A 25,815-nucleotide genomic window follows, 5' to 3' on the forward strand; every position below is an offset into this window, starting at 1 on the left:
ATTCTCACGAGCAGTCTTGAAATACCTATTAAAATTTCTTCTAGATTGAGGTTCGCCATTATTTACTGAGTAATACTTATCATAGTATATCGCTCTTAAATGAGATGTAGATTGAAATCCACTGCTATTTAAAAGCTCAATTAATAGATCAGACATGTATTGAGACTGATGGTTTATTTTCCTCCAAGTCTCAATTTTAGTCTTATTTATCTTATGGTGAACTTGCTCAGCATAATCACACTCTTTTTTTAATGATTCGAAACGCTGCCTATATCGGGCAGCAGTTGAGTATGGCGTACCTTGTACATCCATAATTTCGTTAATCGTTAGATTTGGGTTAGCTATTAAGGCTTCGTAGACCAGTTTGGGAAGATATATGGACATTGTTTTAGAAATTTTATAAGACTGCGCTATATTTTACAGCAAAATTATTTAAAAAACTTCAAAGAAATAACAAGTTGACATATTTAGCAATTGCTTTTTTATCAAAAAAATATAATTAAAAATACATATCAATTAATATTATTAATAATATAAGTTTTACTGATTAATATATTCAGGACATATCGAATGATAATCATGGTGCTTTCATTTTAAATTCAATAAAAACAGTTACATGTGTAATTTATATTATATAATATTATAAAATGTTTTTATATATCTTACCATTGTTCAAAAATTTTCATATATATAAAATGTATTTACCCAAACGGCATTGGTAGAAAATGTCAGGGTTGAGTGCTTAAATTGGTCCAACAAGACGTTGAAAGATTGATACAAGTGCTCACAATTTCACTTGCAATAAGGTAATAGGAACAAGAATCCGAAAGACCATCTTCAAAAAACTTAACACTGTACATAACAGCCGTTAATAATTTTTCTTAAGCTAATACAGGTAAATGAATATGACTACTTTTGAAACGAACACAAATGATCAAGACCAAATTGATTTTGTTGCTTCTTTAGATCAATGTGAAAATGATATTTTTCAAAATGATTCACATTTTGATATTTATGATGACTCTATTAATTACGATGATTTTGATAACATTCTTGATATTCAAGAACGAATTGAATTCAGTAAAGTACAGGCTTATTTTAACGAGCGAGAAATTGATCAATCTCAGATTTTAAAATTAGATGAATCATTGACTAATATTCAAGAGAAACTTGAATTTGATAAGGTTAATGCAGAATTCAATATTAGTTTTGAAAAAGATAATATTGCGGATTCTAAATTCTCTGAGTTTTTATTTAATGCTCATTTGCATATTGTCACACAATATGTTGTGAAAAATAACATTGGCTTATTGAAAGTTAATGAAGCCAAAGATAAATCAATCTGGTGTGGTGGCTCTTGCAACTCATCAAGTCAAAGCATTCCTGACTCTCTTGATTCTTTAGAATTGACTTTGTCCAGATTGAAGCCAGCGAAAATCGTTTATCTACAAAGCACAGATTATGCAAGTAATATGTGTAACGATTCTGTATTCGGGTTTGGTCTTTATTTGTTTGATGAAGCCAACAACCTTATTACTAAATTGGTTTACAAGTTTTTTGATGAAAGCATCGCCCCTGAAAATGCTCGTAAACTCAATACACCAACTACTTTTGAGCAGCTTGATGACAGCTCAAGACCTTTCTTCTAAGTCGTAATTCCATCGACCTAGCTTAACTATCTAAACGCATTTATTTCCTGATTCTCTGAAACATGGTCTCACGATCAGGGATAAGTGCGCCATTTTTTCTATAAGGAGAGCTTATGAACACACCTTTTCCACTTAAATCATCAACAAATTTTGGGCTGTCACAGTTCTTCAATATCGAACAACTCACGCTACCAGAGAATAAATCCAAAGTCGAAATCTCGGTTCCCAATGTGAAAGGACTAAAAGTTGTTATTTCTAATGCAAGTAAGACTTTTATGTTCAGAGCTGTCTTTAAGGGAAAAAAGATCAGCACGACATTAGGTAAATATCCTGAAGTGTCCTTACAGCAAGCAATTAGTCTTGTAGATAGCTACCAAATTATGCTGAGTAAAGGTATTAATCCTCTTGAGGAGAAAGCACGTATTGAAAATATCCCTAAGCTTGCAGATTTCTTTTATAAGGTCTACATGCCTATGGCGAAGTTAAATAAAAAGTCTTGGAAGGATGATGTTTCAAGGTTCAAGAATCACATTGAACCCACTTTAGGCAATATCCAGTTGAATCAGATTACAGCAGCAATGCTCAGTGATTTGATGCTTGAAATCAAAACCGAAGATCGTGCCAACGCAACAGTCAATCGAACACGAGCACTATTAAGTAGCATGTTCAATGTGGCTTTTGAACGCGAGATCATCGAGCAGTCTCCGATGAGCCGTGTAAAAAAACTGGTTGAACAGAATCAGATTGAACGTTATCTCAGTGATGATGAGTTAAAACGTTTAATGCATGTTCTAGCCAATCATCACGCTCATGACATCGATAACCAAATCATTGTTGGTATTGTGGAAATGCTGTTATTGACTGGAGCTCGCAAAGGTGAAGTGTTGAATCTCAAATGGAGTGATTTAGATGAGAACAACCACCTTTGGAAGCTCAATGAGAATAAATCAGGTAAGCCGCGCATTATTCAGCTGAATACTGAAGCTCAGCAAGTGATTCGCAAGATGTCGCGAAAGTATCAGTATGTGTTTGCCAATCCGAAAACTGGACTACCTTTTAATGATATACGAAAAACTTTCCAGAAAATTCTAGAAGCCGCTCAGATCGAAAACTTTCGTATCCACGACTTACGCCACAACTTTGCCAGCATGGCAGTGAATAATGGTTGTGACATTTATGTAGTTCAACATTTATTAGGTCATGCTTCACCTACCACGACTCAGCGTTATGCACATCTTCGCCAAGATACATTACGTAATGCCTCTGAAATGCTCGCTGAACGTATCAACAGCGCTCGTCCAAATCTCTAAATCTTAATTTCTAAAACTGTCAGGGCATATCGCAAATCGATATGCTCTATGGAGTTCTCATGTCTAAAACCACCTTATACCTCAGCATCGGCCAATATTTAGCTTCAATTGGTATTAAAGTCGAACCGAATCAATCTACTTTCTTAGTTGCTCCAACGGGTGCAGGAAAGACGAATCTCACTATGGAAAAGTTAACAGTTCAATTCAAACTGGTAATCATTCTAGTGCCTACTCAAGCTAAAGTTATGGAGTTACTGCACGCATATTCAGGAAAAACCAATATTGTTTCTGAGTATTTGTTTTTTTATGCAAATGAAAATCCTGATGAAACTATTCGTAAATTCAAAGGTGTCATTGTTGCAACCTATGATAAATTCGACAAAATTATTAAATTAATGTCTGATTCTCAAAAGAAAGAAGCTCTACTCGTCATTGATGAAACCCATAAATTATATTCTGCTGGTTCATTTAGGGATGATGCTTTAACGCCTATAATTTGGCATCTACAAAAACGTTCGATTCCAACAAGCTTATTCTTAACTGCAACTAAAACGACAGAGTTATTTGATCAGCTTAAAATAGAGATTGATCAAGAAATTTTTGTGAAGCATAAAAATCCTCCTGTACGTGATATCCGTGTTACCTCTTTACCAAATGGGGACCAATACACTGCTATCGCAATTATTGAGCAGAAAATTAGAGAACTAATCAAATCATCGGATTCATCAAAAGGAAAATGTGGCAAAACAATTATTGTACGTGTCAACTCTAGGGATAAATGCGAGAGCTTTAAGCAATACTTTGAGCAATGCTATAAACTTAACTGTATTGTGGTACATAGTAAAACTAAAGGTTTAGCAGATGTTAAAGAGATTTTTGAAACACAAAAAATTCCAACTGGTGTAGATATCGTATTTACAACCTCAATCATGGATGAAGCTGTCAATCTGAATAATCCTGAGATTGAAATTGATTCAGTATTTGTTTTAGGTAAACAGGCTCATGTTGAAGAATTGGTACAATTTATTGGTCGATTGCGCATTGCAAATGTACCTTGCCACATTTTATTGCACACTGGTTTGACTAGATCTGATCAAGACCCTGAAAAACTACACCGTAAGCACCAAAAACGCTTGGATGACTTTATTACTCGTGTCAATGATATTGCTCATGCATTAGCAAGTTTAGCTGAAGACTATAAGTTTGATTTCCAAGACAATGAAAAACCAAGCATTTATGATAAAGTCAATCGAATGAATGAAAGTTTCAAAGATTGGTTTGATTGTAAACTTTTTGCCGTATATCAAGGTAAATCAATTCAGAATACTGCCAGTCTTGTTTCAGCCTTGTATTTAATTGACACAAGCTACTTTTATAGTAGCCTTGAATATATGGCGTGGCGTATTAAGCAATTCTTACCGAACTGCAAAATTCAATTCTGCGAAGATACAACAGCTACACCTAGCCATATCACTCATTTTTTTGATGAGCAAAAAGTTAATGCTGATAAGGCCTATGCTGAAAGTATTAACCCTGCGCTCAAAATATTCCTTGAAAACTTTCAGAAAGGTCATCAAAAACCTGAATCTTTAAAACAATTCTCTACTAAGTTTATCGAGCATAAACAGCAAGATGAGGATTACATTGATAATTTAGCCTATTACTGTAATGATCAACTAGCTTATCCTGATAAAGTTGCGCAGATTCTGAATGAAACTGTCTATTTAGCTCAGCACATTGGCAATATACATGATATTCATCAGATCCTTACTCAAAAAAGATTTAATGAGATTGTTAAAGTAACTGCTGCATATAAAGACAATGAGTTTGTGCGGAATCTAACTCATAAGTTTTACAAGCTTAATCCCGAAAGATACTTAACCAATCAGTACCAACTGAAAGGACCACAAGCAAGTAAATTACTGTGTAGTACTTTAAGGACAGTGCAGAAACAGACAAACCTTCCAATGAAATCCATCATTAAAGCTTATCTTATTAAGGGGATGACCCATGATCCTATTTCTGATTCATTTGAAATCGTAGAAAGCAAAGCACTTAACTATCTTGCGACATATTTTGATGTCATTGATCGTAACAAGAACAAGCCTGAGCGACGCTATCTTGAGTTTCAAGGAATTGCTCTAGGTGGTTTTGAATATTTGCATCTAAAAGATTGGCAAGGCAAACATCTTGCGCCTAAAAAGCCATTTATTATGGATGGTAAAACCTATGATGCTTATACGGGTGAGACCAATATGATACGTAAAGCTACTCAGGAAGAGATTGATGAATTGTTTGGTTAAGTTGGCCAAATCAGTTTCTTAACTTGATTCCAACTTTCGCATAGGCCAATGTCCACAAATAAGTTACTTTCAGCTCTCACACTTTCATAGGAGGCTCTATCTGAAAGTAACTTATTTCTGCACGATGTAGCAGAATTTTTGTGGGGGGATTTTTTTCTGATGAGGGAAAATTTTGCGAGTGTGTTACGTTGCATCGAATTGTGTGGAGATGTTTAGGGGGAGTTTTGTTATTTTTGGAACGTAAGCATCCACTGTACACATCGTACAAACTCATGGGCGACCTATCATTAAGCCACCGCTTCATTAAATGCTTGAACAACCCCAAATATATTGTCAACATCGGCATCACCAAACACACCATCAATCCCTTCATAGTGGATCTGATTAAATGGAGGTTCATACAACTGTGCAGCCTCTAATACTCCATTTTGCGTGAGATGCTCAATCAACATTTCCACAAAACGAATCTGTTTCTCATTATAAGTTGATCCTTGCAGATATCTTGAGAATGCTGCTTGTACCGCTTGGCGATCTAAGCCCACCAAAGAACGAATAAACAGCGGTAACGACTTTTCTGTCCCAAAACATTGCTCAAATCTCTCTTTGCTTTCTACTTCTTGCGCTTCAAAAACAAAGCGTTCTAACTCACTTAGATCCGTTGGTGTCAGTGCTAAACCACGCTTCAGCTTAGCTATGGTAATATGGTTTTCATTGGCTTTAATAAAGCTTTCGACACGTTTACGATACTGTGCAAGATTGACCCCACTTGATACGACAGGAATATCAACTGCTTCCATTTGTCCAATTTCATCATCCAACATGGAGTAGACAATAGTTGAGGTCGATTTTTCAATCAGTTTCACCAAACCGCGAATACGCTTACGCATAGCCTCTAATATTGGCAAGGTGATACCTTTCCAATATTCAACAGTTTGGATTTCTTGAATGAGGGCAATTTGCTCAGCGACTACAGGAATATTTTCTTTTCCTTCTAATTTAGAAGCAATTTCAATCACTTTATTGGCATAGCTTTGAATAGCAGTATTGTTCTTTTCTAATACTGTTAGTTCAAGGTTATAACACAACATATCAAACAGTTTGGCTTCTAATGTTTCAGGCTCAAGTTGATTCGGTAGTTTAGAAATGTGTTCTCGTAACGTACCAATGGCAAGGTCATCCAAGTTGTTCCAAGCATCATCATTTTTGAAATGTTCAACATGCTCAAGCTCAGACTTTACAATGAAATTGTCATTGTTCATTGACTTCACTTCAGTCTGTAAACTTTGACGCATATCTTGCTGTACAGCTTTTAGCTCTTCTGTGGCATCGTCCTTCGTATTCAGTAAACTCAGGATATTTAAACGTGCTTTAAACAAACGTTGTCCGAGTGGCTCTGTGGTCGATACAGGTGCACCATCTGGATTTTCATTGAAGTATTCAAAGTTAGAACAGTAGTCAAAGATATAAAATTCTTTTTTATCGTCTTCAGGGCTAAACAATTCTTTGCAGAGTCGTGTACCACGTCCAATCATTTGCATAAACTTCACTTTAGAACGCACTGCTTTAAAGAACACGAGATTGACCACTTCAGGTACGTCAATCCCTGTATCGAGCATATCCACTGAAATCGCAATCTGTGGCTCAGGTAAATCTTTCTTACTAAAGTCATCAATCAGGCTTTGCGGAAACTTGGTAGCATGGGTAATCACACGAGCAAACTTACCATCATATTGTGGATAGTTGGCATTGAAGCGATCTGCAATAAACTGGGCATGTTTTTGATTGACGGCAAAGATAATGGTTTTACCCAAACGATCACCGCCTTCGGTTTTAATACCATTTTCGATCAAGTGCTTGAGCATTAAATCAATGGTGCCTGTATTAAACAGCTCTTTATTAATCTTGGATGCTGAAACTTCTTCGGGAGCTTCTTCATCTCCCCAATTTAGACTATCCCAATGTTGTTTTTCTTCTTCGGAAAGTTCGTCATATTTCACGCCTTCACGCATGAATTTTAGGGGAACAGAATAGGCTTTCGGTGGTACAAGATAGCCATCGACAATGGCTTGATCGAGGTCGTAGTAATCAGTCGGTACACCGCTTTCTAAGCCAAACAGTGCATAGGTATCACGGTCAACTTCATCTCGTGGTGTTGCGGTTAAACCGACAAGCAAACTGTCAAAGTATTTAAAAATCTCACCAAACTTTTGGTAAACGCTACGGTGTGCTTCATCAATAATAATCAGGTCAAACATGCCTGTACCGAATTGGCGTGTACCATCGGCATTTTTTTCGTCAATCAAGCCGATCATGGTTTGATAGGTCGAGAAATACACTCGCCCCACTTGGTTCTTATCTTCAAGTAAATTGACGAATGAAGCATCTTTTAAATTGGCTTTAAAGGCATTGTGCGCTTGATTGACCAATGAAGTGCGGTCTGCAAGGAATAAGGCTTTTTGCACTACATTGGCTTTCATCAGCACATCGACCAGTGCAATGGCAGTACGGGTTTTACCTGTGCCTGTTGCCATAATTAGTAAGCCTGCACGTTCTTTACGTTGATAGGCTGCAAGCATGGCTTTGATGGCACGAGTTTGGTAGTAACGCTCAACAATGTCCGCATTGATCGGGAAGCTGCCCAAATCAGGGTTGTTCTTACGTCTTTCGATCAGACGTTTGAGTTCTGCCTGCGTATAAAAGCCGTGAACTAAGCGTGGTGGGCCACCTTGCACATCATTCCAGATTCGGGTTTTATAGCCATTGGTATAGAAAATGACAGGACGTTGTCCTGTTTGTTGTTCTAGGCAGTCTGCATAGAGTTTGGCTTGTTGTTGTCCAATATCAGGGTCGGTCGATGTGCGTTTTGCTTCAACCACAGCCAAAGGCAAGCCATTGGCATCATACAGCACATAATCCACTGCACCTTTACCCGATGGACTCGGCATACCTGTAACAGCAACTTCCTCTCGAACCGTTGTGCCAATTTCCCAGCCTGCTTCTTCAAGCATGAGGTCAATTTTAAGTTTTCGAGTTTCGTCTTCTTTATAGTCGGTATGGTCTTCAATTTTGCTGTTGGCAATCTTGGCTTGTTCAACGTCTGCACGTTTTTGTGCAAGTTCAGCATCTATATTTGCAAGTAATTTTTCACGCTCTTCTAAACTTGCGGACAGCTCAAATAGTTTTTGTTCACGTTCGCGTAAAGCTTTATGTTGTTCAGCAAACTGTTTTTCTTTAGCTTCTGTTTCTTTTTGCAGTTGTTCTTTGTTGGCGGTGATTTGCTGAGTATTGTCAGCATTTGGTATTAGTTTTGGGTTAAATAAAATCGATTGTGAACGGTCTTTTGACGGTGAACCATAGTTACGCTCAAACCAAACATACATCAGGAATAAATGGCTGATGTGTTTTACAGTTTCTTCGGTGGTGAGTTGCTTGAACTTTTTCCCATGTACGGCACTATTGCCGACCATGCGGATGTTGTCCATTTTGTCCCAAATATAGGGTGGAATCAGGTCTTTAAATTTGAGGTCGTTGAGTAAGTTATGTAGTGAAGCATCATAAGGCTGAGTCAGTTTTTTATCGTATTGATACAGCCAAAGTACAAGGTTTTCGAGTGATGAACGAGCCGCAGCAAGGGCAAATTGTGGGGATATATACGTGAGCTTTTCGGCTTCTTTGGCAGTTGCTGCCAAGCTTTTAAATTCAGGTTCTAAAAACTGAAAGTTGCTCATGTATATACCCTCATTTTTAAAATTAAATTTTATAAAGTACCGCTAAATGCTTGGTTTTGTAATGCGAAAAAAAGCTTATTTGATGAAATTAACTGTACTTTCGAGTAACGTTTCGTTTCATTTATTGATTCTATAAATGAATCAAATTTATCCAATTGGGCTTTAGTCGGCAAAGGTATATCTAATTCATATAGATCTGAATTACTAATATTTGCTTGTCGTACACCACGATTATTTTTAGTAATTAAAGCCTTAATTGAGGATTGACTAAAAAAATAACGTATATAATTTTTAGAAAATAAAGTATTAGTTACTTCTAGTTTAGCAACTCGCTGATTTAAATAGTATAAGTCATAGTCATCAGTAACTTCCGTTATATTACCATAATCATCTTTGCCAACTGTTCCAGTTAAACTCATTAATAAATCGCCTGATCTTAGCTCATATTGTGTAAGCTTTTCAGGATATTGAGGAATAATGAAGTCAAACTTTTCAGTACTAAAACCTAATTTATTAGCATTGCCAATTTTCACAACAGGAATTCCTGATTTTGAAAAATCAGTACTTGAAAATGCAAAACCACCTTGGATTTTTAATACATTTTTTGCTGAAACACGTTCCCATCCTTTAGGATTACTCACAGGATCACCAAACATATCAATAAAGGTGGCTTGTAAAAGCTGATCTAACTTTTCAATCGCTTGCTGACGTTTTTGGCGTAACTCATCCGCTTGATCTAAAATAGAGGCAATTCGGCGTTGTTCTGCAAGTGGTGGATACTTAATTTCTAAATCTGAAAATCTTGATTTATTTATAATAGGTAATGTTGTAGAAGATGATGCTTTTTCTAATTGTGGTTTTAGAGTTTGTGCAAAATAAAAACCATATTTAGGAAAAATTTTCTGCTCATCAAAAATTAAACCATTGATTTGTTGATTAAAACAAACCTCTTTACTTGTTATTGCTAATTTTCCTAAATTTCCAATACAAGAAACGAGTACAGTATTTTTGGGAACTCGATAAACTTGGTCTGCACCAGATGATGTTAAATATGTTTTTGTTTCGCTGAGGATTCCTTCATTTAAATCAGCAGGCGATACAAATGGTATATCACCACCATAATATTCACTATTAGAGGTTTGAGGAGTTTTGCCAGTTACAACTTTCGCAACTTCTTTAAGCTTTGCTGTTATCCAGTCACTCACTTAAGCATCTCCTTAAGCGTAGCCATTCCTTTTAAAATATCCTGCTCAAGCACTTCTAAATCCGCCAAAATTTTACTTGGTGCTTCATATTCCACTTGCTCATACACCACTTCTTTATAACGGTTAATCGACAAGTCATAACCATTGGCAGCAATATCGGCTTTATCAACCATAAAGCTTTGCTCTGTGGCTTTACGGTCTTTTTCACCCTCTAAGTTTTTAAAACGGGCAATAATGTCAGGAATGTTGTTATTTTCATGCTTAGACGCATCGAGTTCATTACGCTTATCATCCAGCGAATAACCATCCGCCTGCATATCATAAAACCAAACTTTATCCGTACCGCCCGACATGGTTTTGGTGAAAATCATAATGGCAGTCGAAACCCCAGCATACGGCTTAAATACACCTGACGGCATCGAAATAATGGCTTCAAGTTTTTGTTCTTCTACAATCTTTTGACGTAATGCTTTATGTGCAGTTGATGAACCAAATAACACACCATCAGGCACAATCACCGCAGCACGACCACCAGTTTTTAACAAACGTAAGAACAAGGCTAAAAACAGTAATTCAGTCTTTTTGGTTTTAACCACAGCCTGAATATTCTTAGCACAGCTTTCATTGTCCAAACTGCCTGCAAATGGCGGATTGGCAAGAATCAGACTATATTTTTCAGCAATATGTGAATGTGCTTCACTTAAAGAATCACGGTTTTCAATCCGTGGGTTTTCTACACCGTGTAGCATCATATTCATTGAACCAATACGAAGCATGGTGCTGTCAAAGTCATAACCAAAGAAGGTTTCTTCACTAAAACGTTTTGCTGCTTCAGGATTGGCAAAAATTTCAGTAGAATAATGATCGTTTAGGTATTCGCTTGCCGCTACAAGGAAGCCTGCTGTACCACATGCAGGGTCACAAATGGTATCGGTTGGTTTTGGCTGCATTAGCTCCACAATCATTTTAATGATATGACGAGGTGTACGGAACTGACCGTTTTGACCTGCTGATGCAATTTTACCAAGCATATATTCGTAAATATCGCCCTTGGTATCTTTATCATCCATAGGCACATCAGCAACCAAATCCACCACCTTAGTTAAAAGTGCAGGCGTAGGAATAGTAAAACGAGCATCTTTCATGTGATGGCTATAGGTGGTTTCGTCTTCAGCACCTAAATTTTTAATGAAAGGAAAAACTTCATTAGCAACCGTGTTATATAAAGTTGCGGCATCACCCAAAGTCACAAACTTCGACCAACGAAGATGATCTTGTTCTGCGGTGAAAATAGGATGCTCAACTTCTTTTTTTAAACGATTGGCTTTCTTTTCTTTTGCAATTTGAATTTCATCAAGTCGGCGAATAAACAGCAAATACGTCATTTGCTCCATGACTTCTAATGGATTGGAAATTCCACCACTCCAAAACGCATTCCAAATCTGGTCAATTTTGCTTTTAATTTCGCCTGTAATCACGTAGATGACTCTCAAATTTCTTTGAGAGTATTGTGTTCGATTTGAAAGGGAAAAGCTATGATAAATTAGAAAGATGAGACAACTAGTGTCGCAAACAACCAATATTTTTTAGATATTAATATCAAATCATTTTATTTTGCATCAAGTCCCTAATGCAGAAGACTCTCTGCATTAATTATTTTAAGGGTTATTTAAAGACATTACTTTTATTTTGCGGTCCAACACTTTGTCTACAAAGCAAGCATGGTCTTTGCGGTCTATAAAAAAATCTTTGCATTTCTGCGGTCTATCTTTGCGGGACAGCAGTAGACAGCGGTCTTTTTGCGGTTTTTGTGAGTTTTTTGCACAAAAAATGGCTTATTATTCTTATACCTAGAAAAACTTACATTTGGCTCCTCTCCGTCTTAGAAAAGTCAAAAGCTTTACTTTTCTTGCACTTCTAAATTTATCCGCGGTCTCGTTGATTTTATTCGCTTCGACTATTTCAACTAACAACAAGATATTGTTTTTTATAATAAATTTATAAAAATCTGTCTCCGCTCATAATCCGTTGGTCCCCAGTTCAAGTCTGGGCGGGCCCACCAAATAAGACAACCACTTAGGTGCATTAATCCTAAGTGGTTTTTTAATATATAAACTAACCTTACTACTACATAAAACAATTTGTTAGATTTTATCAATGAGAATGTGATGGTTAAGCTAAGTGGTCAGTTGATCTGTGTTTCTGAACAAGAATTAAATATTATAATTAAGTTTCTTCCAGAACATATCAAATTAACCAGACAAGAAGAAGGTTGTGTTTCTTTTGAGGTCAAACAAACTCCAAATCCCTTAATTTGGGATGTTCATGAAGTTTTTGAGAATCGACAAAGTTTTGAAAAACATCAACGTAGAATATCAGGTTCTGTGTGGGGAATTAAAACCCAAAATATTCAAAGATTATATGAAATAACCCTCGATTAAAGGGCTATCTCAAAAGTTTAAACTTTGCTTAGCCTGCTCTATTCACTTATTCCAACTCTTTTAATATCGCCTCATTAAAGGCAGGAATATCATCTGGACTACGCGATGTAATGAGTACCCATCCACCCGTATTACAACGATGAACTTCTTCATCTATCCAGTTTGCACCTGCATTCTCTAGATCGATACGAATACTTTTATATGAAGTCAAATTTTTCTCTTTAATTCTTTCTGCATTGATTAAAGCCCATGGTCCATGACATATGGCAGCAATCGGTTTCTTATGGTCAGTAAAGGATTGAATGATTTTCTTAGCATTCTTATCAATTCTCAATTGATCGGCATTGACCGTTCCCCCTGGAATAACCAGCAAATCATAATCACTTGGATCTACTTTTTCCAAAATCGCATGCGGACTATATGACACCGATTTTTCATCATCATGAACAACGGTTCGTACATCGTTTAGTTCAATTGCAGCGTGTATGCTTTCTATGCCTTTGCTCGTCAAAAAGTCCAAAGGTTTTTTAAGCTCATCATGCTCAACGCCAGAATTGGAAGTGATGAATAGTACTTTTTTAGTCATTTTCTTACTCCAACAATACGGTATATTTCAAGCTAACAAAAAATGCGATTGTACATGTACAAGTTTTAGCTTCTTATTGTTAAATGTTTTAGGATATTGTTTTAAGGCTTGTTATATATCCTTTTTATTTTTTTTAATCAATAAATAATCGAAAACCGCATTAAGCAGTCTATGTATCAAAAGATCAAATATCGCAATAACAAAAACCACAGCAAAAATCAAAAATTATTCATTCAAAAATGGCATAACTATTGCTTTTTCAAGTGACCTTTTATTTATGAATCTCCTCAATGAAGCTTATTAAACGCTCTTTATTTTTACAAGTAATGATTGCATTGGTGATTGGTTGTTTATTTGGTTACTTTTTGCCTGATATTGCGATCAATTTTCAAGTGCTTGGTAATGGCTTTGTCAAACTTGTCAAAATGCTGATTGCACCGCTTATATTCTGCGTCATTGTTTTAGGAATTTATGGTGCAGGAGACTTAAAAAAAGCTGGGAAAGTGGGAATAAAAACGCTGATTTATTTTGAAATCATGACCACTATCGCTTTAATTTTAGGATTAGCCGCAGCCTACATATTTAAACCTGGACATGGAATGCACGTGGATATTTCGACTTTAGATGCGTCCCAAATGACCAAGTACAATGAAAATATCCATGCAGTTACAGGTGTATCTGATTTCTTTTTAAATATGATTCCTCAGACTGCGGTAGGTGCATTCACAGGGAATGATATTCTGCAAGTGGTTGTCTTTTCAATTTTATTTGGCGTTGCATTATCTATGCTGTCTAAAGATGTCAGTGATCCTGTCGCCTCTTTTATTGACAAAATATCTCAAGTTATTTTTAAAATCATGTCCATCATCATCAAACTGGCCCCTATAGGCGTTTTTGGTGCAATTTCTTTTACCGTGGCAAAATTTGGAATAGAAACTTTACTTAATTTGGGCTATTTAGTCTTAATTTATTATGCAACTGTGATTTTCTTTGTGATCGTCATACTTGGTCTGGTATTAAGACTCTTAGGTTTCAATATTTTTAAGCTCATTCGCTATTTTAGAGAGGAAATCACCATTGTATGTGGCACATCATCTTCTGATTCGGTATTACCGCAAGTGATGTATAAACTAAAAAAATTAGGGATAAAAGACTCCACTGTAAGCCTAGTCATTCCGTCGGGTTACTCTTTTAACTTAGATGGCTTTTCAATTTATCTCACACTTGCTGTTGTATTTATCGCGCAAGCGACAGGGGTTCACCTCACAATTTCAGACCTCATCATGATTCTTTTAATCACCTTATTTACCTCAAAAGGAGCACATGGCATTCCTGCATCAGCGATCGTTGTACTTGCTGCGACTTTATCCAGCTTTCCTGTTATCCCTGCGATTGGCTTGGTATTGATCCTTTCAGTGGATTGGCTGATTGGTATTTTAAGAGCAGTAAGCAACTTGATTGGTAATTGTGTCGCAACTTTAGTGATTGGTGTATGGGAAAATGATGTTGATAAGAAACGTGTACATCAAATGTTAGATGATCCGAACTGGGCAAAAAATGAATTGGGAAATTAAAACGCAATTAACACATAGTGGGGAAAATTAGAGTTTTATTCTGTAGCAAAACCAATGCACTACATAACCAACGCACTATTAGCAACACAATACGCTTTAGATAAAATCCTTTAACGCTATCTTAAGCACACATATTTCATCATAAGCCATTTCAGCATTGAGTCACTGAAATGGTTTTTTATGAATCATGGCATTTCCTTAAATTAAAGTCCTCAATCAAAGACCATTCCAGAAAACATAAGGAAATGAATCATTCGGATTATTTGGGCTGATGGTGAAAACCATAATAAAGGACTCAAGTCTGGAAGAGCTGCACTAAACCTTTTACTCCGAGGATTAGCGATTAAAGTAAATCAATAAAAATTCTGATTGCCATGCGTACAAGGATTAAATTGAAACTCGATATTCAGAATAAAGTCAGAAAACTAGGATCGATATCCCTATTGATGGCTTCAATTTAAGATCGTTTTTAGCTTAAACCTATCCTGATTTTAACCATGTACCTTTTGTCTTCTATGCGATAAATTAACCCTAATTCACAATTTTCGAGGTTCTTTTGAACTGGAATAATATAGAGATTCATTTTTCTCAAGTTGTTTTAAAACCATTTACACCTTTAGATGCTGATGAGGTATTTCAGTATATTACTCCCACCTTGACACGATATATGACTTGGGATCCACCGCAAAGCCGTCAAGAGTTTGATGAGATCTGGCATAAATGGCTAGAGAATATTAAAGATGGGAATGAGTTAATTTTCGTTGTCAGACACATTGTTAATCATGAGTTTCTTGGCCTGGCAGGACTGCATCAAATACAAACGGAAACACCTGAATTAGGCATTTGGATTCGAGAAGATCGACATAAGTCAGGATTTGGTAAAGATGCGGTAACAAGCATGGTTCATTGGGCTTCTGTTAACTTGAGTTTTAAAAATTTTATTTATCCTGTAGCTGTCGAAAATTATGCCAGTCGCCATATCGCGGAATCTTTAGGTGGGATTATTTCTGAGTATAAAAAGAAACCTAAATATGATTCTGTAAGTTATGCTATTCCTCCTCATACTCAATAATACCAATGGATAGCTTGAATTGTTTATGATTTATTAATGCAGGATGCCGAGCATCTTTGCAGTTTTATAGTCAACTCTCGCGGTAATGGTGGCATTTTCAAGTAAAAGCCGATACGATAATGAGAATTATTGTTATTTATATGGAATAAATCATGGCGCTGAATGCACATCGCACTTTTATTCAAGTGAAAGAGAAAATATATCTAGGTCCAAACTATATCCGTATTATTTTTGACTGTGCAGATGTAGAGAAATTCAAACACACCTGTATTGGTGATAACAATAAAATTTTTATTCCAAGGCATGATCAAACCACAATAGAAATTCCCGATTTTGATTTTGATCAGCGTAAATGGATCGTCAATAATCCTGAGATGATGCCAGAAATTCGGACTTATACCCATCGCGATATTGATTTAGTCAATAAAACCCTAACCATCGAGTTTGCAATGCATGGTACAGATACGGTGGCTTGTCACTGGGCAGATCGTGCCCAACAAGGGGATCAAATTGGTATAACCATGTCTACTGCCGCTAAAAATTCAATCCCTACAGGACTGAATCATTATCTCATTATTACTGATGGTACTGGGCTTGCAGTCACTCAAGCGATCTTAGAGAAATTAACAGTTGATGCCAAAGTATATGTCATTGCCGAAGTGGCAACTGTAGAAGATCAAATCGAACTGCATACACAAGCTAATTTAGAGCAAATATGGCTGTTCAATCCGCAGCCGCTTCAGCAAAGTTTATTGGCTGACGAGTTGCTACGCCATCCTGAATTTATTAATCTACCAGCAAGCCGTTTTGCACATATTACCGCTGAACTACAAGCTGTTCGCGCATGTCGTAACATCTTAAGAAAGCAAAGTGATTGGGGCAAAGAAGATTGTTATGCTTGTTCTTATTGGCAGATTGGGAAAGCAGATAATGAGCGACAGTCTAAAGTGATAGATGATTAAGCTCAAAGTGAATAAATGATCAATCCCAATATATAATTGGTATTATTTCAGGTAAAACTTCTAAAACCTTATAAACTAGTATTTATAAGGTTTTTAATTCCGAAAAAACTCAATTGAAAAGAACACGAATCTTTGAAATATAAAATAATTAGAGAATCTGGTCATGTCTCTAAAAACTAAAGAAATTTCAAATTCCTTCATGAATGTAATGGAGAAAGCCAGTAAAACATCGAGACCAAACTCGTATTATATAGGCCACAATACAGTTCATATTGTTGATTTAAAAACATTTAAATCGTTTTCTCATTCATATAACGCCAATATCGCTTTGGTACATATTGAATATGCAGTTTAATGTTTTTCCGCGCTGAAATATTTACACTGTTAAAATAATCTTTCCAAAGCTGATCATATAGAACCTCTTGATGATCTAATTCAACACTAAACTCCTGACTAGAGCCTTGACGAATATTTTGATCAATGTCTAAGACATTCATATTGACATGGTGAACCTGTTTTAAATCATAGTAGATACCAAAATTTCGTTTTTCATCATAAATAAGCCAGCGCTGGTCTTGATATCTGGATTTAAAATGCTTTTCGATCAAAGGCAAAACATTGAAATCTGGCTTAACCAAGCTTAAAAATAATTCATCTTTACATTTTTTAAAGCGAACAAAAGCTTCCATACGGTGCTTTTCTCTTCCCACTTGTTTGGCCCACTTTGACAGTGCCAAAACATCTGGATGACCATAATCACGGTCAATCGCTTTTTGAGCGAAGAATGCATAAACACTAAAATTAAACAGATGTTGAAAAGCATCTTCCTGTTCAGATAAAAAAGTATAGTAAAAATTACGTAAACCACTTGCTGAAACTTTTAACTTTAGGCCTTGCCAAACTCTATTGGCTTGGTCGTCATTAGATTCAACAAAAATCGTTTCATCAAATAAAGCCGATTGAGTGTTGTTTTCACTTGAGACAAAGACATCAAACTCTTTGAATTGAAATGCACGAAATACACAACACAAAATCCCGGTCATGGTCCCATCAAAAATATATTTCGCCATTTAGAATAATAAATCCAACTGGGGTGAAAGTTGTTGAGTATATTTTGAATGCCCTGTTTGTAATATTTTCTGGCGAATTTGGCTGGGTAATTGATCTTTTAAAAATGGCGGGGTATCTGCACAACGAATAAAATGCATTGCCCTATTATAAGCAATACCCAATTTTTTGATTTGATCAATATGAATTTTACCAAAGCGACGTGCTTGAACAATTTTTTTAGCTGAACGCACCCCAATTCCTGGGACTCTTAAGATCATTCGATAATCAGCTTGATTGATATCGATAGGAAATTGTTCAGGATGACGTAGCGCCCAACTTAGTTTGGGGTCGATATCTAAGTCTAAATTTGGATGCTGTGCATTAACAATTTCATTCGCTTCAAAGCCATAAAATCGCATTAACCAATCAGATTGATACAATCTATTTTCACGCAGCAATGGCGGTGCTGAACCCACCGAAGGCAATGCTTTTTCTTCATCATTAATCGGAATATAGCCCGAAAAATATACCCGTTTTAGTTTAAATTCTTTGTAGTGACGATCAGCCATTAAGATAATATCCTGATCCGTTTCATTATGTGCGCCCACCACCATTTGAGTTGTTTGCCCTGCTGGGACAAACTTCGGCACAGTTTTTATAATCTTTCTTTCATCTTTAAATTGAATCAAGCGATCGCGAATAATACCCAAATCTTTTTGCACTTCATCATGGTTTTTTTCAGGGGCAAACTTTTTAAGACCTTCAGCAGTAGGCATTTCTAAATTGATACTCATCCGATCTACATAAAGCCCAGCCTCATGGATAATCTCCTGTGAAGCACCTGGAATTGTTTTCAAATGAATATAGCCATTAAAGTTTTCTTCTAATCGTAGCTTTTTAACGACTTGTAGCATGCGCTCCATGGTATAGTCTGCTGACTTAAAAATTCCTGAACTGAGAAACAGCCCTTCGATATAATTTCTTCTATAAAAATTAATGGTTAAATCAACAACTTCTTGTACCGTAAAAGCAGCTCGTTTGACATCGTTAGAACGGCGAGAAACACAATATGAGCAATCAAAAATACACACATTGGAAAATAAGATTTTAAGCAGCGACACACATCGACCATCTTCGGTATAACTATGGCAAATTCCAGCTCCCGTATTGCCTAGCCCACTGTCTTTGTTTTTACGGTTACTGCCACTGGATGAACATGACACATCATACTTCGCAGCATCTGCTAAAATTTGCAGTTTTTCTCTAATACGCTCTGTCATCACTCACACCTAATTTTCCGAATGAACTCTAGTGATTATATAAATTATGAGCGTTCAGCAATGGCTATTTCTTTATTGTTGCGACACCAGCTGTCGTATAAATTTAAAGCGTTAAATAGAAATTATTGGGCTAGAAAAAACCTGAGTTATTTGCCCATTCAATTGAATGGCCAAATAACTTAAGCAGAAACAACTACATTTTTAAGCTTGAGCTGAAAGTGGAACACCAAATAATCGATCAAAAGACCAATTAAAAATAAAGGTATAAATTGGAATGATAACAATTAAAGCCGCATCTAATAAAAATGCATCTAGAAAACTAATATTCATCCACCATGCAATCAATGGAATAAGAAAAACCACTAAGGTTAATTGAAATCCAATCGCATGAGCTACACGGCGTTTTACTGTACGTTGACGTAAAGTTTGGCGTTTTTCCCATGCTTCAAAAATCAAGTTATAAATAAAATTCCAGCTCACAGCAATCGTGGTAATCAGGAAAGCCAAAGGCCCCGTATGGGTTAATTGTGTACCCGAAAGTAGTGCTAGCCCTAAAGAAGAAATACCCAATCCAATGATTTCATAGGTACTTACATAAATTGCTCTACGTTTAAGACCTTGCATAAACTTACCCAAACAGATTTTTAAAAAAGCTATTTTAATTTCAGTTATAATAATAGATAAAGACAATAGCTTTCAGTTTGACTGATACCAATTATGAATTTCACCAGCGAAAATATAGAATTATTTGTAAAAGTACTGGATACAGGCTCATTTTCTGCTGCGGCTCGTGCCTTAAATCGAGTACCATCAGCGGTCAGTATGGGTATTGCAAATATTGAAGCAGAATTAGGCTTACAACTGTTTGAAAGAACACCCCGCAAAGTGATTCCTACAGCGTCAGCACTTGCCTTAGCTCCACAGGCAAGAATCATCTCTGAACAATTAAAACAATTGAGTAAGCATGCTTATGAACTGTCCTTAGGTTTGGAGAGTACTTTAAAAATAGGTGTTGTATCAGATGTAAACAATCAAAAACTTTTACAATCTATTGATAAACTTGCATTAAAATATCCACTGCTCAATATCGAAATTATTACTGCACCACAAGATGATATTTTGCATTTACTGTATTCAGAACAAATCACAATTTGTTTAGCGGGTTCAGGACAACATATTAAAATGCAAGAACATTTGCAATTGGTCAGCATGGAGGTTGTTGTTGCAACGATATCTGCAAATCATGTCTTGATGAATCAAGCAGTTCATCCTATTTATATCGAGGATCTGGTCAATGTTCGGCAAATTGTTGTTGCGAGTAGTGCGCTTGATATTGCAGATTTGAGATCGGTCATTGCTGCATCTTATTGGCGAACCAATGATCTACAAACAGCGATTGATATGGTTGAAATCGGCTTAGGATGGGGAAATTTCCCATATTCATTGGTCAAATCACATATTGATGATGGGCGTTTAATCCAAATTGATTTTAAAAATACCTACAATCAACTTTCTGTTCCTATTTATCTAATTTGGTTAAAAGATAAAGCACTACCAAAAGCATCGCGCGAATTAATCGAGTTAATTAGACAAAGTCTAAATGAAGATAACAGCTCATTGAGTAACAGCAATACTCTCTGACTCAGTGCTCGATAGTGATTTTATTTTATCCAGTTTTCATCGTAAATTTATTAGAATTGAATGAAATTCTATAAAAAATTTGACTTGCGAAGCTCAGCACTTACAATACGCCTTTTAGATTTCTAGTATTGCCTAAATCATGTCAAACGATCAAATTGAAGCACAAATTGTAGAATTAGACAATTTGCAAGAACACCGTGAAATTGTGACATTTATGCGTAGATCGTCACCGCTCAATACTTCACAACGTACTGCGCTTGAACAACATCGTGATTTAATTTTGGAATACCCTGTCGGCGATTTACGTCAACACTTTGAACATCCAGAACGCCCACTTACGGTAGAAATTGGTTTTGGTATGGGCCGCTCTTTGGTCCTGATGGCTAAAGCCAATCCTGAACGTAATTTTGTTGGAATTGAAGTGCATGTGCCTGGTATTGCGCAATGTGTTTATGAAGCAGGTATGGCGGAAGTTAAAAACCTACGTGTTTTGGATGCAGATGCAATCCAAGTGTTACGAGAAATGCCTGACAATAGTATCAATACAGTTCAACTTTATTTCCCTGATCCTTGGCAGAAAAAACGTCATTTTAAGCGCCGTTTTGTTTCTCATGATCGTATGCCATTGGTTGAAGAAAAACTTGAAATCGGTGGTACACTCCATGCTGCAACAGACTGGGAACCGTACGCTGAATGGATGCTTGATGTTTTAGACAATCGCCCTCGTTTAGAAAACTTAGCAGGCAAAGGCAATAGCTATCCTCGTCCGGACTGGCGTCCACAAACCAAGTTTGAACGTCGTGGTATTGAGGCAGGCCATAAGATTAATGACTTTATTTTTAAGAAAATAAATTAATGATCTAAGAAAACTAGACTGAGTCTACAATTAAATATTATAGGGTTAAATATTAATTATTTAACCCTATTTTTACATCTAAATTTAGGTAATTATTCGAGTTAATTCTTGTTCTAAAAATAATTAATTCAAACAATCAAAACATAAATATAAGACCTCATACGAGCCATAGTATCTACTCAGCGCAAAATTCAGCCGGATAAGAATCAAGAGAACAAATCAGGGCTAAAGGTCAATTAAATAATGGTCATTTTTTGATATTCAAACAAATATTGATAATTGTCAGATCAAAGTCTGAACGACTACAAATTGAAACCGGTTCTAAAACAACATTCTCTACTTGCATGTAATTTTACATCAAGCTCTTTGACTAATACTTTCAGCATTCACTCAGCGTGACTATTATTTTATATGTTGTAATTTAATGACGATAGTTGGTTCATTTTAAAAGATTATTCAGTAAGGATTCTTTTTATACATATAAAGCTACCTTTGGCGCCCTGCTCTTTAACTCCATTAAAAATCGTATTTTGGTTGATTTTAAAAACAAACAAAAATAAACTACCTACCGTTAGGTAGTTTTAATTATACAAACTTGGGTGAAATTTATGCAAGGTCACTTACAGACTCACAAAATGAGTACTTCATTTATCATATTACTCTCACTATTAACTGCTTTAGATGCCTTAGCAATTGATATTTATGTGCCCGCATTTCCAGTGATAGCGACCTCATTACAGGTATCTACCAGTCAAATCCAACAAACATTATCAATTTTTTTAGTAGGTTTAGCTGTTGGCCAAGGCTTATATGGACCATTTCTTGATCGTTTTGGTCGAAGAATTCCATTATTAATTGGTTTAATTATTTTTATTTTGGGTTCTCTGCTCGCAGCAGTCGCAACTTCACTTGAACTATTATTGTTCGCACGCTTTCTTCAAGCCATTGGTGCTGCATCTGGTCTGGTCACACCTAGAGCAATTATTAGCGATATTTGTAATGAGCAAGATGCAGCTCGCCATTTTTCTGTGTTAATGCAAGTCATGATGGTCATTCCAATCATTGCCCCTTTGGTTGGAAGTCAACTTTTGAACTACGGCACATGGCATATTATTTTTTATACATTAGCCTTACTATCTTTTATGTTATTGGTGTGGAGTAGTATATCTGTTCCAGAAACATTAGCTCTTTCGAATAGACAACCCTTAAATCTAAAAAATATTTTCAAAAATTACTATCTTCTATGTAGAAATAAAAGCTATTTCAGTTTTACCCTTGCTGGAGGCTTTCTACTCGGTGGGTTCTTCTTCTACATTAGCAATTCACCCTATATTTTTATTCAACATTACTCAGTCAGCCCTGAACATTATAGTTATCTCTTTGCACTCAATGCACTGTGTTTCATCATCTTTGGTCAGCTTTCAATTTGGTTATTGAATAGAGGATGGTCTGCTTACCAAGTTTTAAAGCTAGGCTCTATTATTTTAATGTTTTTTACACTTATGCTTAGCCTAGTAACGTTACTGTATACACCAAGTTTATGGGCTTACACCCTATTACTGACTGTGGTTATTAGTTCTACAGGGCTTTTATTTGGTAATCTTACAGCACTGACCATGCAACAGGTACAACATCACTTAGCAGGAATCGCTTCAGCTTTAATTGGCTTACTTCAATATAGTTTCGGAGCAGTTATTGGTTTTATTGCCAGTCTTGCAACAGAAAATATCCTCGTCCTTCCTGTAACTTTACTTATATGTGCTTTTTGTATGATTATATTAAATACAATTGCTCATAAAAATGCTTAAAAATAGATAGTGCTAAATATCTAATATTAGATATTTAGCACCTTTTAACCGATTAACACCTCAAGTGCTTTTAAGATCGCATCTAATCTTTTTTTATATTTATCTTTACCACCATAAATGAGCTCACTTTGCAAAGCATCTACAAAACACATGCACAGTCGAGCCAAAGTTGTTGAATCAAACTTCTTGTTTTCTATATTTTCAGGGAATACGTTTTTAAAGATATTCTCCAAATCATCCATAAATATATGCATCGGATCAATCACTTGATCATAAATATGCTGTGGTGGGTTAATGAGCGCATTCATCCAAAATTGTACATCATATGAAGCATCAAATCGTTCACCTATGCTGCAGAAATACGCACAAAGTTGTTGATGAAAATTTTCTCCACCAGTTAATGTATTTTTTGCATAAGTCAGTTCATGATTAATCATAATCGGAATTAGACTCAAATATAAATCATCTTTATTTTTGAAATGTGCATAAATAGAGGGTTTTTTAATGCCAACGTCTTCGGCTATTTCATTCATTGATGTTGCAGTAAAGCCTTGTTTTGCGAATCGCTGCAATGCAATACTTTGAATTTTTTGTGCTGTCACAAATGAAACCTAACAAAAATTTTGCCTATTATATTAAAATTATCATCATTAAAGAAGAATTTAAGCTAAAGTCACCTGACTTCATTTTATAAAGCCATCACTAAAGATATATTCAATAATATATTTTTAATGGAGAGGCTAATTACTTATACATTTTTTGTGCGTAACTGATTGGCTTTAATATTCCACAATTTTGATCAAGCACATGTTCATTACCTCCTAATCTAATAATGGTTTAAAATTCATATACCTAGTTAGATAAGTTAAATGAATGTTAATCAAACCAAATTTTAGTTTGTTTGTTAATTGATCATTCTCATTTTAATCACCCTTTTTAATTAAACTTATAGGCTTGGTCCGAAAGTACTTATCAATACGAAAACCAGCATGTGTATTTTTGATATTTTTTACTTGAAGTAATCAGAATGTGATCATCAATTATTTAAATAAATGATTTTATAATCAAATTTCTACCTATGCTTTAAAAGCACATCATCTTAAAAATTTGACTACAAGGTATAATCTTTACTTTTAAAAACTATAAATATTTCTTTTTTATTCATAAAGATAACATCTATTTTATATATAACTATTCCATTTTTTCATATTTTTATTAATTTAAAATTCTCATTAAGATCGGAGAAATTTCAAAAACACTGGAAAGAAAAATGTTGAATACAACAGGTTTTCATTTTAAAAATTTGGCTTTGTCCCTCGGTATTCTCAGTTTTACACTTTTAGTTGGTTGTGGAAATAAATCGCCACAAAACAATGAACCCAAAGCTGAAGCGTCACAAACAGCAGAACAACCACAAGAGGTCCGTTTTGCTTGGGGTGGTGGTCCCCGTGTCTGGGTCCTAGGTAAAGCCGACGGAGATTTTGAAAAAGCTTTAGGCACCAAAATTAAGTGGGTTGAATTTGCATCGGGAGCAGATGTGATTAATTACTTTGCTGCCAATGAAATTGATATCGCCCGTTTTGGTTCAAGTCCTGCTGTTGCAGGGATCACTCGCGGATTACCCATTGAAGTCATTGGCTTAGAGGGTCTAATTTCAAGTGCAGAGCGTTTGATTGTTCGACCTGAAATTAAAACTCTACAAGACTTAGTGGGTAAAAAAGTTGCTTTCCCTGCAAACTCAACTGCACAATATGCATTAGAACAAGCACTTACATTAAATAAAATTGATAAATCAAAAATCAAATTATTACCACTTAAACCTGCTGAAATTGTTTCTGCATGGACTCGTGGCGATATTGATGCTGCCTATGTTTGGGGCCCATTTACACAACAATTAGAAAAACAAGGTGGCAAAGAGATTTATCGTACAACGACACTAAATGAACAAGGCATTTTGGTTTATAACAACTTCGCTGTCCGCAAAGAGTTTGCAGAAAAACACCCCGATCTTGTGATTAAGTTTTTAAAAGCATACCAAGAACAAGTTGATGAATATAAAAAAGATCCGAAATTAGCTTCTGAAAAAATTTCTAAATACTTAAACCTTCCATACGAGCAAGTTGAAACTACATTGGCAGGTATTGATTACATTCCTTTGAAAGATCAAGCATCTGAAAAGTACCTAGGTACAACATCAAACGATGAAAACTCAGGCTTGGCAAAAGCAACTCAAGATATTGCTAAATTTTTAGTCGGTATCGGCGAGCTAAAACAGTCTGATGTTCCAAAAAGTTATGCGCCCAATATCGACAGTAAATACCTTATCGAAGCAACTAAATAAGGTTATAGA

Annotated in this window: 19 protein-coding genes; 11 read left to right on the top strand and 8 right to left on the bottom strand. The window is 35.7% G+C overall.

Annotation, left to right across the window (positions count from 1 at the left end):
• Positions 1-905: 905 nt before the first annotated feature.
• The 3 genes from ACG9ZL_RS05145 (at position 906) to ACG9ZL_RS05155 (ending at position 5,262) form a co-directional block, all read left to right on the top strand.
• On the top strand, positions 906-1,649 hold the full coding sequence (locus ACG9ZL_RS05145) for a hypothetical protein (RefSeq protein WP_308956994.1): 744 nt from the start codon (positions 906-908) through the stop codon (positions 1,647-1,649).
• 113 nt (positions 1,650-1,762) lie between these two features.
• Entirely contained in the window at positions 1,763-2,959 is a 1,197-nt protein-coding gene (locus tag ACG9ZL_RS05150; protein ID WP_296283382.1) for a site-specific integrase, read from the top strand.
• Between the two features lie 59 nt (positions 2,960-3,018).
• Entirely contained in the window at positions 3,019-5,262 is a 2,244-nt protein-coding gene (locus tag ACG9ZL_RS05155; RefSeq protein WP_419334013.1) for a DEAD/DEAH box helicase, read from the top strand.
• 287 nt (positions 5,263-5,549) lie between these two features.
• Here ACG9ZL_RS05155 and ACG9ZL_RS05160 read toward each other — a convergent pair whose 3' ends face one another.
• The 3 genes from ACG9ZL_RS05160 to ACG9ZL_RS05170 are packed head-to-tail and all read right to left on the bottom strand — an operon-like array spanning position 5,550 to position 11,673.
• Positions 5,550-8,990: a DEAD/DEAH box helicase family protein gene (locus tag ACG9ZL_RS05160; RefSeq protein WP_419334012.1), complete on the bottom strand. Its 3,441-nt coding sequence runs from the start codon at positions 8,988-8,990 to the stop codon at positions 5,550-5,552.
• Positions 8,991-9,019: 29 nt separating this feature from the next.
• Complete coding sequence (locus ACG9ZL_RS05165) at positions 9,020-10,195, bottom strand: restriction endonuclease subunit S (RefSeq protein ID WP_419334011.1); 1,176 nt, start codon at positions 10,193-10,195, stop codon at positions 9,020-9,022.
• Entirely contained in the window at positions 10,192-11,673 is a 1,482-nt protein-coding gene (locus tag ACG9ZL_RS05170) for a type I restriction-modification system subunit M (protein WP_419334009.1), read from the bottom strand. The genes ACG9ZL_RS05165 and ACG9ZL_RS05170 overlap by 4 nt, the downstream gene beginning before the upstream one ends.
• Before the next feature lie 690 nt (positions 11,674-12,363).
• Here ACG9ZL_RS05170 and ACG9ZL_RS05175 point away from each other — a divergent pair.
• A complete protein-coding gene (locus tag ACG9ZL_RS05175; RefSeq protein WP_419327403.1) occupies positions 12,364-12,636 on the top strand; it encodes a putative quinol monooxygenase in 273 nt (90 codons plus the stop codon).
• Between the two features lie 46 nt (positions 12,637-12,682).
• On the opposite strand, the gene ACG9ZL_RS05180 is transcribed toward ACG9ZL_RS05175, so the two are convergent.
• The gene (locus ACG9ZL_RS05180) at positions 12,683-13,222 is read right to left on the bottom strand and encodes a type 1 glutamine amidotransferase domain-containing protein (RefSeq protein ID WP_419359292.1); all 540 of its coding nucleotides are present in this window, start codon (positions 13,220-13,222) and stop codon (positions 12,683-12,685) included.
• Positions 13,223-13,512: 290 nt separating this feature from the next.
• Between ACG9ZL_RS05180 and dctA the strand changes: the two genes are divergently transcribed.
• The 3 genes from dctA (at position 13,513) to ACG9ZL_RS05195 (ending at position 16,830) form a co-directional block, all read left to right on the top strand.
• On the top strand, positions 13,513-14,796 hold the full coding sequence (gene dctA / locus ACG9ZL_RS05185) for a C4-dicarboxylate transporter DctA (protein WP_336953076.1): 1,284 nt from the start codon (positions 13,513-13,515) through the stop codon (positions 14,794-14,796).
• Positions 14,797-15,352: 556 nt separating this feature from the next.
• Positions 15,353-15,868 carry a GNAT family N-acetyltransferase gene (locus ACG9ZL_RS05190; protein WP_336953078.1) on the top strand — a complete coding sequence of 172 codons (516 nt, stop codon included), beginning with the start codon at positions 15,353-15,355 and terminating at the stop codon, positions 15,866-15,868.
• Positions 15,869-16,020: 152 nt separating this feature from the next.
• Positions 16,021-16,830, top strand: coding sequence for a siderophore-interacting protein (locus ACG9ZL_RS05195; RefSeq protein WP_419359294.1), 810 nt, complete (start codon positions 16,021-16,023; stop codon positions 16,828-16,830).
• A gap of 290 nt (positions 16,831-17,120) precedes the next feature.
• On the opposite strand, the gene ACG9ZL_RS05200 is transcribed toward ACG9ZL_RS05195, so the two are convergent.
• The 3 genes from ACG9ZL_RS05200 to ACG9ZL_RS05210 form a co-directional block, all read right to left on the bottom strand.
• Positions 17,121-17,900 carry a TIGR03915 family putative DNA repair protein gene (locus ACG9ZL_RS05200; RefSeq protein ID WP_336953080.1) on the bottom strand — a complete coding sequence of 260 codons (780 nt, stop codon included), beginning with the start codon at positions 17,898-17,900 and terminating at the stop codon, positions 17,121-17,123.
• Complete coding sequence (locus ACG9ZL_RS05205; RefSeq protein WP_419359295.1) at positions 17,901-19,160, bottom strand: putative DNA modification/repair radical SAM protein; 1,260 nt, start codon at positions 19,158-19,160, stop codon at positions 17,901-17,903. It lies immediately after the preceding gene.
• A gap of 201 nt (positions 19,161-19,361) precedes the next feature.
• Complete coding sequence (locus ACG9ZL_RS05210) at positions 19,362-19,784, bottom strand: PACE efflux transporter (protein WP_419359297.1); 423 nt, start codon at positions 19,782-19,784, stop codon at positions 19,362-19,364.
• Between the two features lie 93 nt (positions 19,785-19,877).
• Here ACG9ZL_RS05210 and ACG9ZL_RS05215 point away from each other — a divergent pair, with 93 nt between their 5' ends.
• The 3 genes from ACG9ZL_RS05215 to ACG9ZL_RS05225 all read left to right on the top strand — a co-directional run bounded on the left by ACG9ZL_RS05215 (position 19,878) and on the right by ACG9ZL_RS05225 (position 23,465).
• On the top strand, positions 19,878-20,801 hold the full coding sequence (locus ACG9ZL_RS05215; RefSeq protein WP_419359299.1) for a LysR family transcriptional regulator: 924 nt from the start codon (positions 19,878-19,880) through the stop codon (positions 20,799-20,801).
• 139 nt (positions 20,802-20,940) lie between these two features.
• Positions 20,941-21,657: a tRNA (guanosine(46)-N7)-methyltransferase TrmB gene (gene trmB, locus ACG9ZL_RS05220; protein ID WP_419359300.1), complete on the top strand. Its 717-nt coding sequence runs from the start codon at positions 20,941-20,943 to the stop codon at positions 21,655-21,657.
• A 608-nt stretch (positions 21,658-22,265) separates the two neighbouring features.
• Positions 22,266-23,465 carry a multidrug effflux MFS transporter gene (locus ACG9ZL_RS05225; RefSeq protein ID WP_224965358.1) on the top strand — a complete coding sequence of 400 codons (1,200 nt, stop codon included), beginning with the start codon at positions 22,266-22,268 and terminating at the stop codon, positions 23,463-23,465.
• Between the two features lie 44 nt (positions 23,466-23,509).
• Here ACG9ZL_RS05225 and ACG9ZL_RS05230 read toward each other — a convergent pair whose 3' ends face one another.
• Positions 23,510-24,067, bottom strand: coding sequence for a TetR/AcrR family transcriptional regulator (locus tag ACG9ZL_RS05230; RefSeq protein ID WP_056510597.1), 558 nt, complete (start codon positions 24,065-24,067; stop codon positions 23,510-23,512).
• 668 nt (positions 24,068-24,735) lie between these two features.
• Between ACG9ZL_RS05230 and ACG9ZL_RS05235 the strand changes: the two genes are divergently transcribed.
• Positions 24,736-25,806 carry a taurine ABC transporter substrate-binding protein gene (locus ACG9ZL_RS05235; RefSeq protein ID WP_056510594.1) on the top strand — a complete coding sequence of 357 codons (1,071 nt, stop codon included), beginning with the start codon at positions 24,736-24,738 and terminating at the stop codon, positions 25,804-25,806.
• Positions 25,807-25,815: the final 9 nt, after the last annotated feature.

It is taken from the genome of Acinetobacter legionensis (assembly GCF_048551735.1).
Taxonomy (GTDB): domain Bacteria; phylum Pseudomonadota; class Gammaproteobacteria; order Pseudomonadales; family Moraxellaceae; genus Acinetobacter.

Excerpts from the sequence above, each read along its gene's own strand:
- ACG9ZL_RS05145 (WP_308956994.1), top strand. The coding sequence starts at position 906 with ATGACTACTTTTGAAACGAACACAAATGATCAAGACCAAATTGATTTT.
- ACG9ZL_RS05150 (WP_296283382.1), top strand. The coding sequence starts at position 1,763 with ATGAACACACCTTTTCCACTTAAATCATCAACAAATTTTGGGCTGTCA.
- ACG9ZL_RS05155 (WP_419334013.1), top strand. The coding sequence starts at position 3,019 with ATGTCTAAAACCACCTTATACCTCAGCATCGGCCAATATTTAGCTTCA.
- ACG9ZL_RS05160 (WP_419334012.1), bottom strand. The coding sequence starts at position 8,990 with ATGAGCAACTTTCAGTTTTTAGAACCTGAATTTAAAAGCTTGGCAGCA.
- ACG9ZL_RS05175 (WP_419327403.1), top strand. The coding sequence starts at position 12,364 with ATGGTTAAGCTAAGTGGTCAGTTGATCTGTGTTTCTGAACAAGAATTA.
- ACG9ZL_RS05180 (WP_419359292.1), bottom strand. The coding sequence starts at position 13,222 with ATGACTAAAAAAGTACTATTCATCACTTCCAATTCTGGCGTTGAGCAT.
- dctA (WP_336953076.1), top strand. The coding sequence starts at position 13,513 with ATGAAGCTTATTAAACGCTCTTTATTTTTACAAGTAATGATTGCATTG.
- ACG9ZL_RS05195 (WP_419359294.1), top strand. The coding sequence starts at position 16,021 with ATGGCGCTGAATGCACATCGCACTTTTATTCAAGTGAAAGAGAAAATA.
- ACG9ZL_RS05200 (WP_336953080.1), bottom strand. The coding sequence starts at position 17,900 with ATGGCGAAATATATTTTTGATGGGACCATGACCGGGATTTTGTGTTGT.
- ACG9ZL_RS05205 (WP_419359295.1), bottom strand. The coding sequence starts at position 19,160 with ATGACAGAGCGTATTAGAGAAAAACTGCAAATTTTAGCAGATGCTGCG.
- ACG9ZL_RS05210 (WP_419359297.1), bottom strand. The coding sequence starts at position 19,784 with ATGCAAGGTCTTAAACGTAGAGCAATTTATGTAAGTACCTATGAAATC.
- ACG9ZL_RS05215 (WP_419359299.1), top strand. The coding sequence starts at position 19,878 with ATGAATTTCACCAGCGAAAATATAGAATTATTTGTAAAAGTACTGGAT.
- trmB (WP_419359300.1), top strand. The coding sequence starts at position 20,941 with ATGTCAAACGATCAAATTGAAGCACAAATTGTAGAATTAGACAATTTG.
- ACG9ZL_RS05225 (WP_224965358.1), top strand. The coding sequence starts at position 22,266 with ATGCAAGGTCACTTACAGACTCACAAAATGAGTACTTCATTTATCATA.
- ACG9ZL_RS05235 (WP_056510594.1), top strand. The coding sequence starts at position 24,736 with ATGTTGAATACAACAGGTTTTCATTTTAAAAATTTGGCTTTGTCCCTC.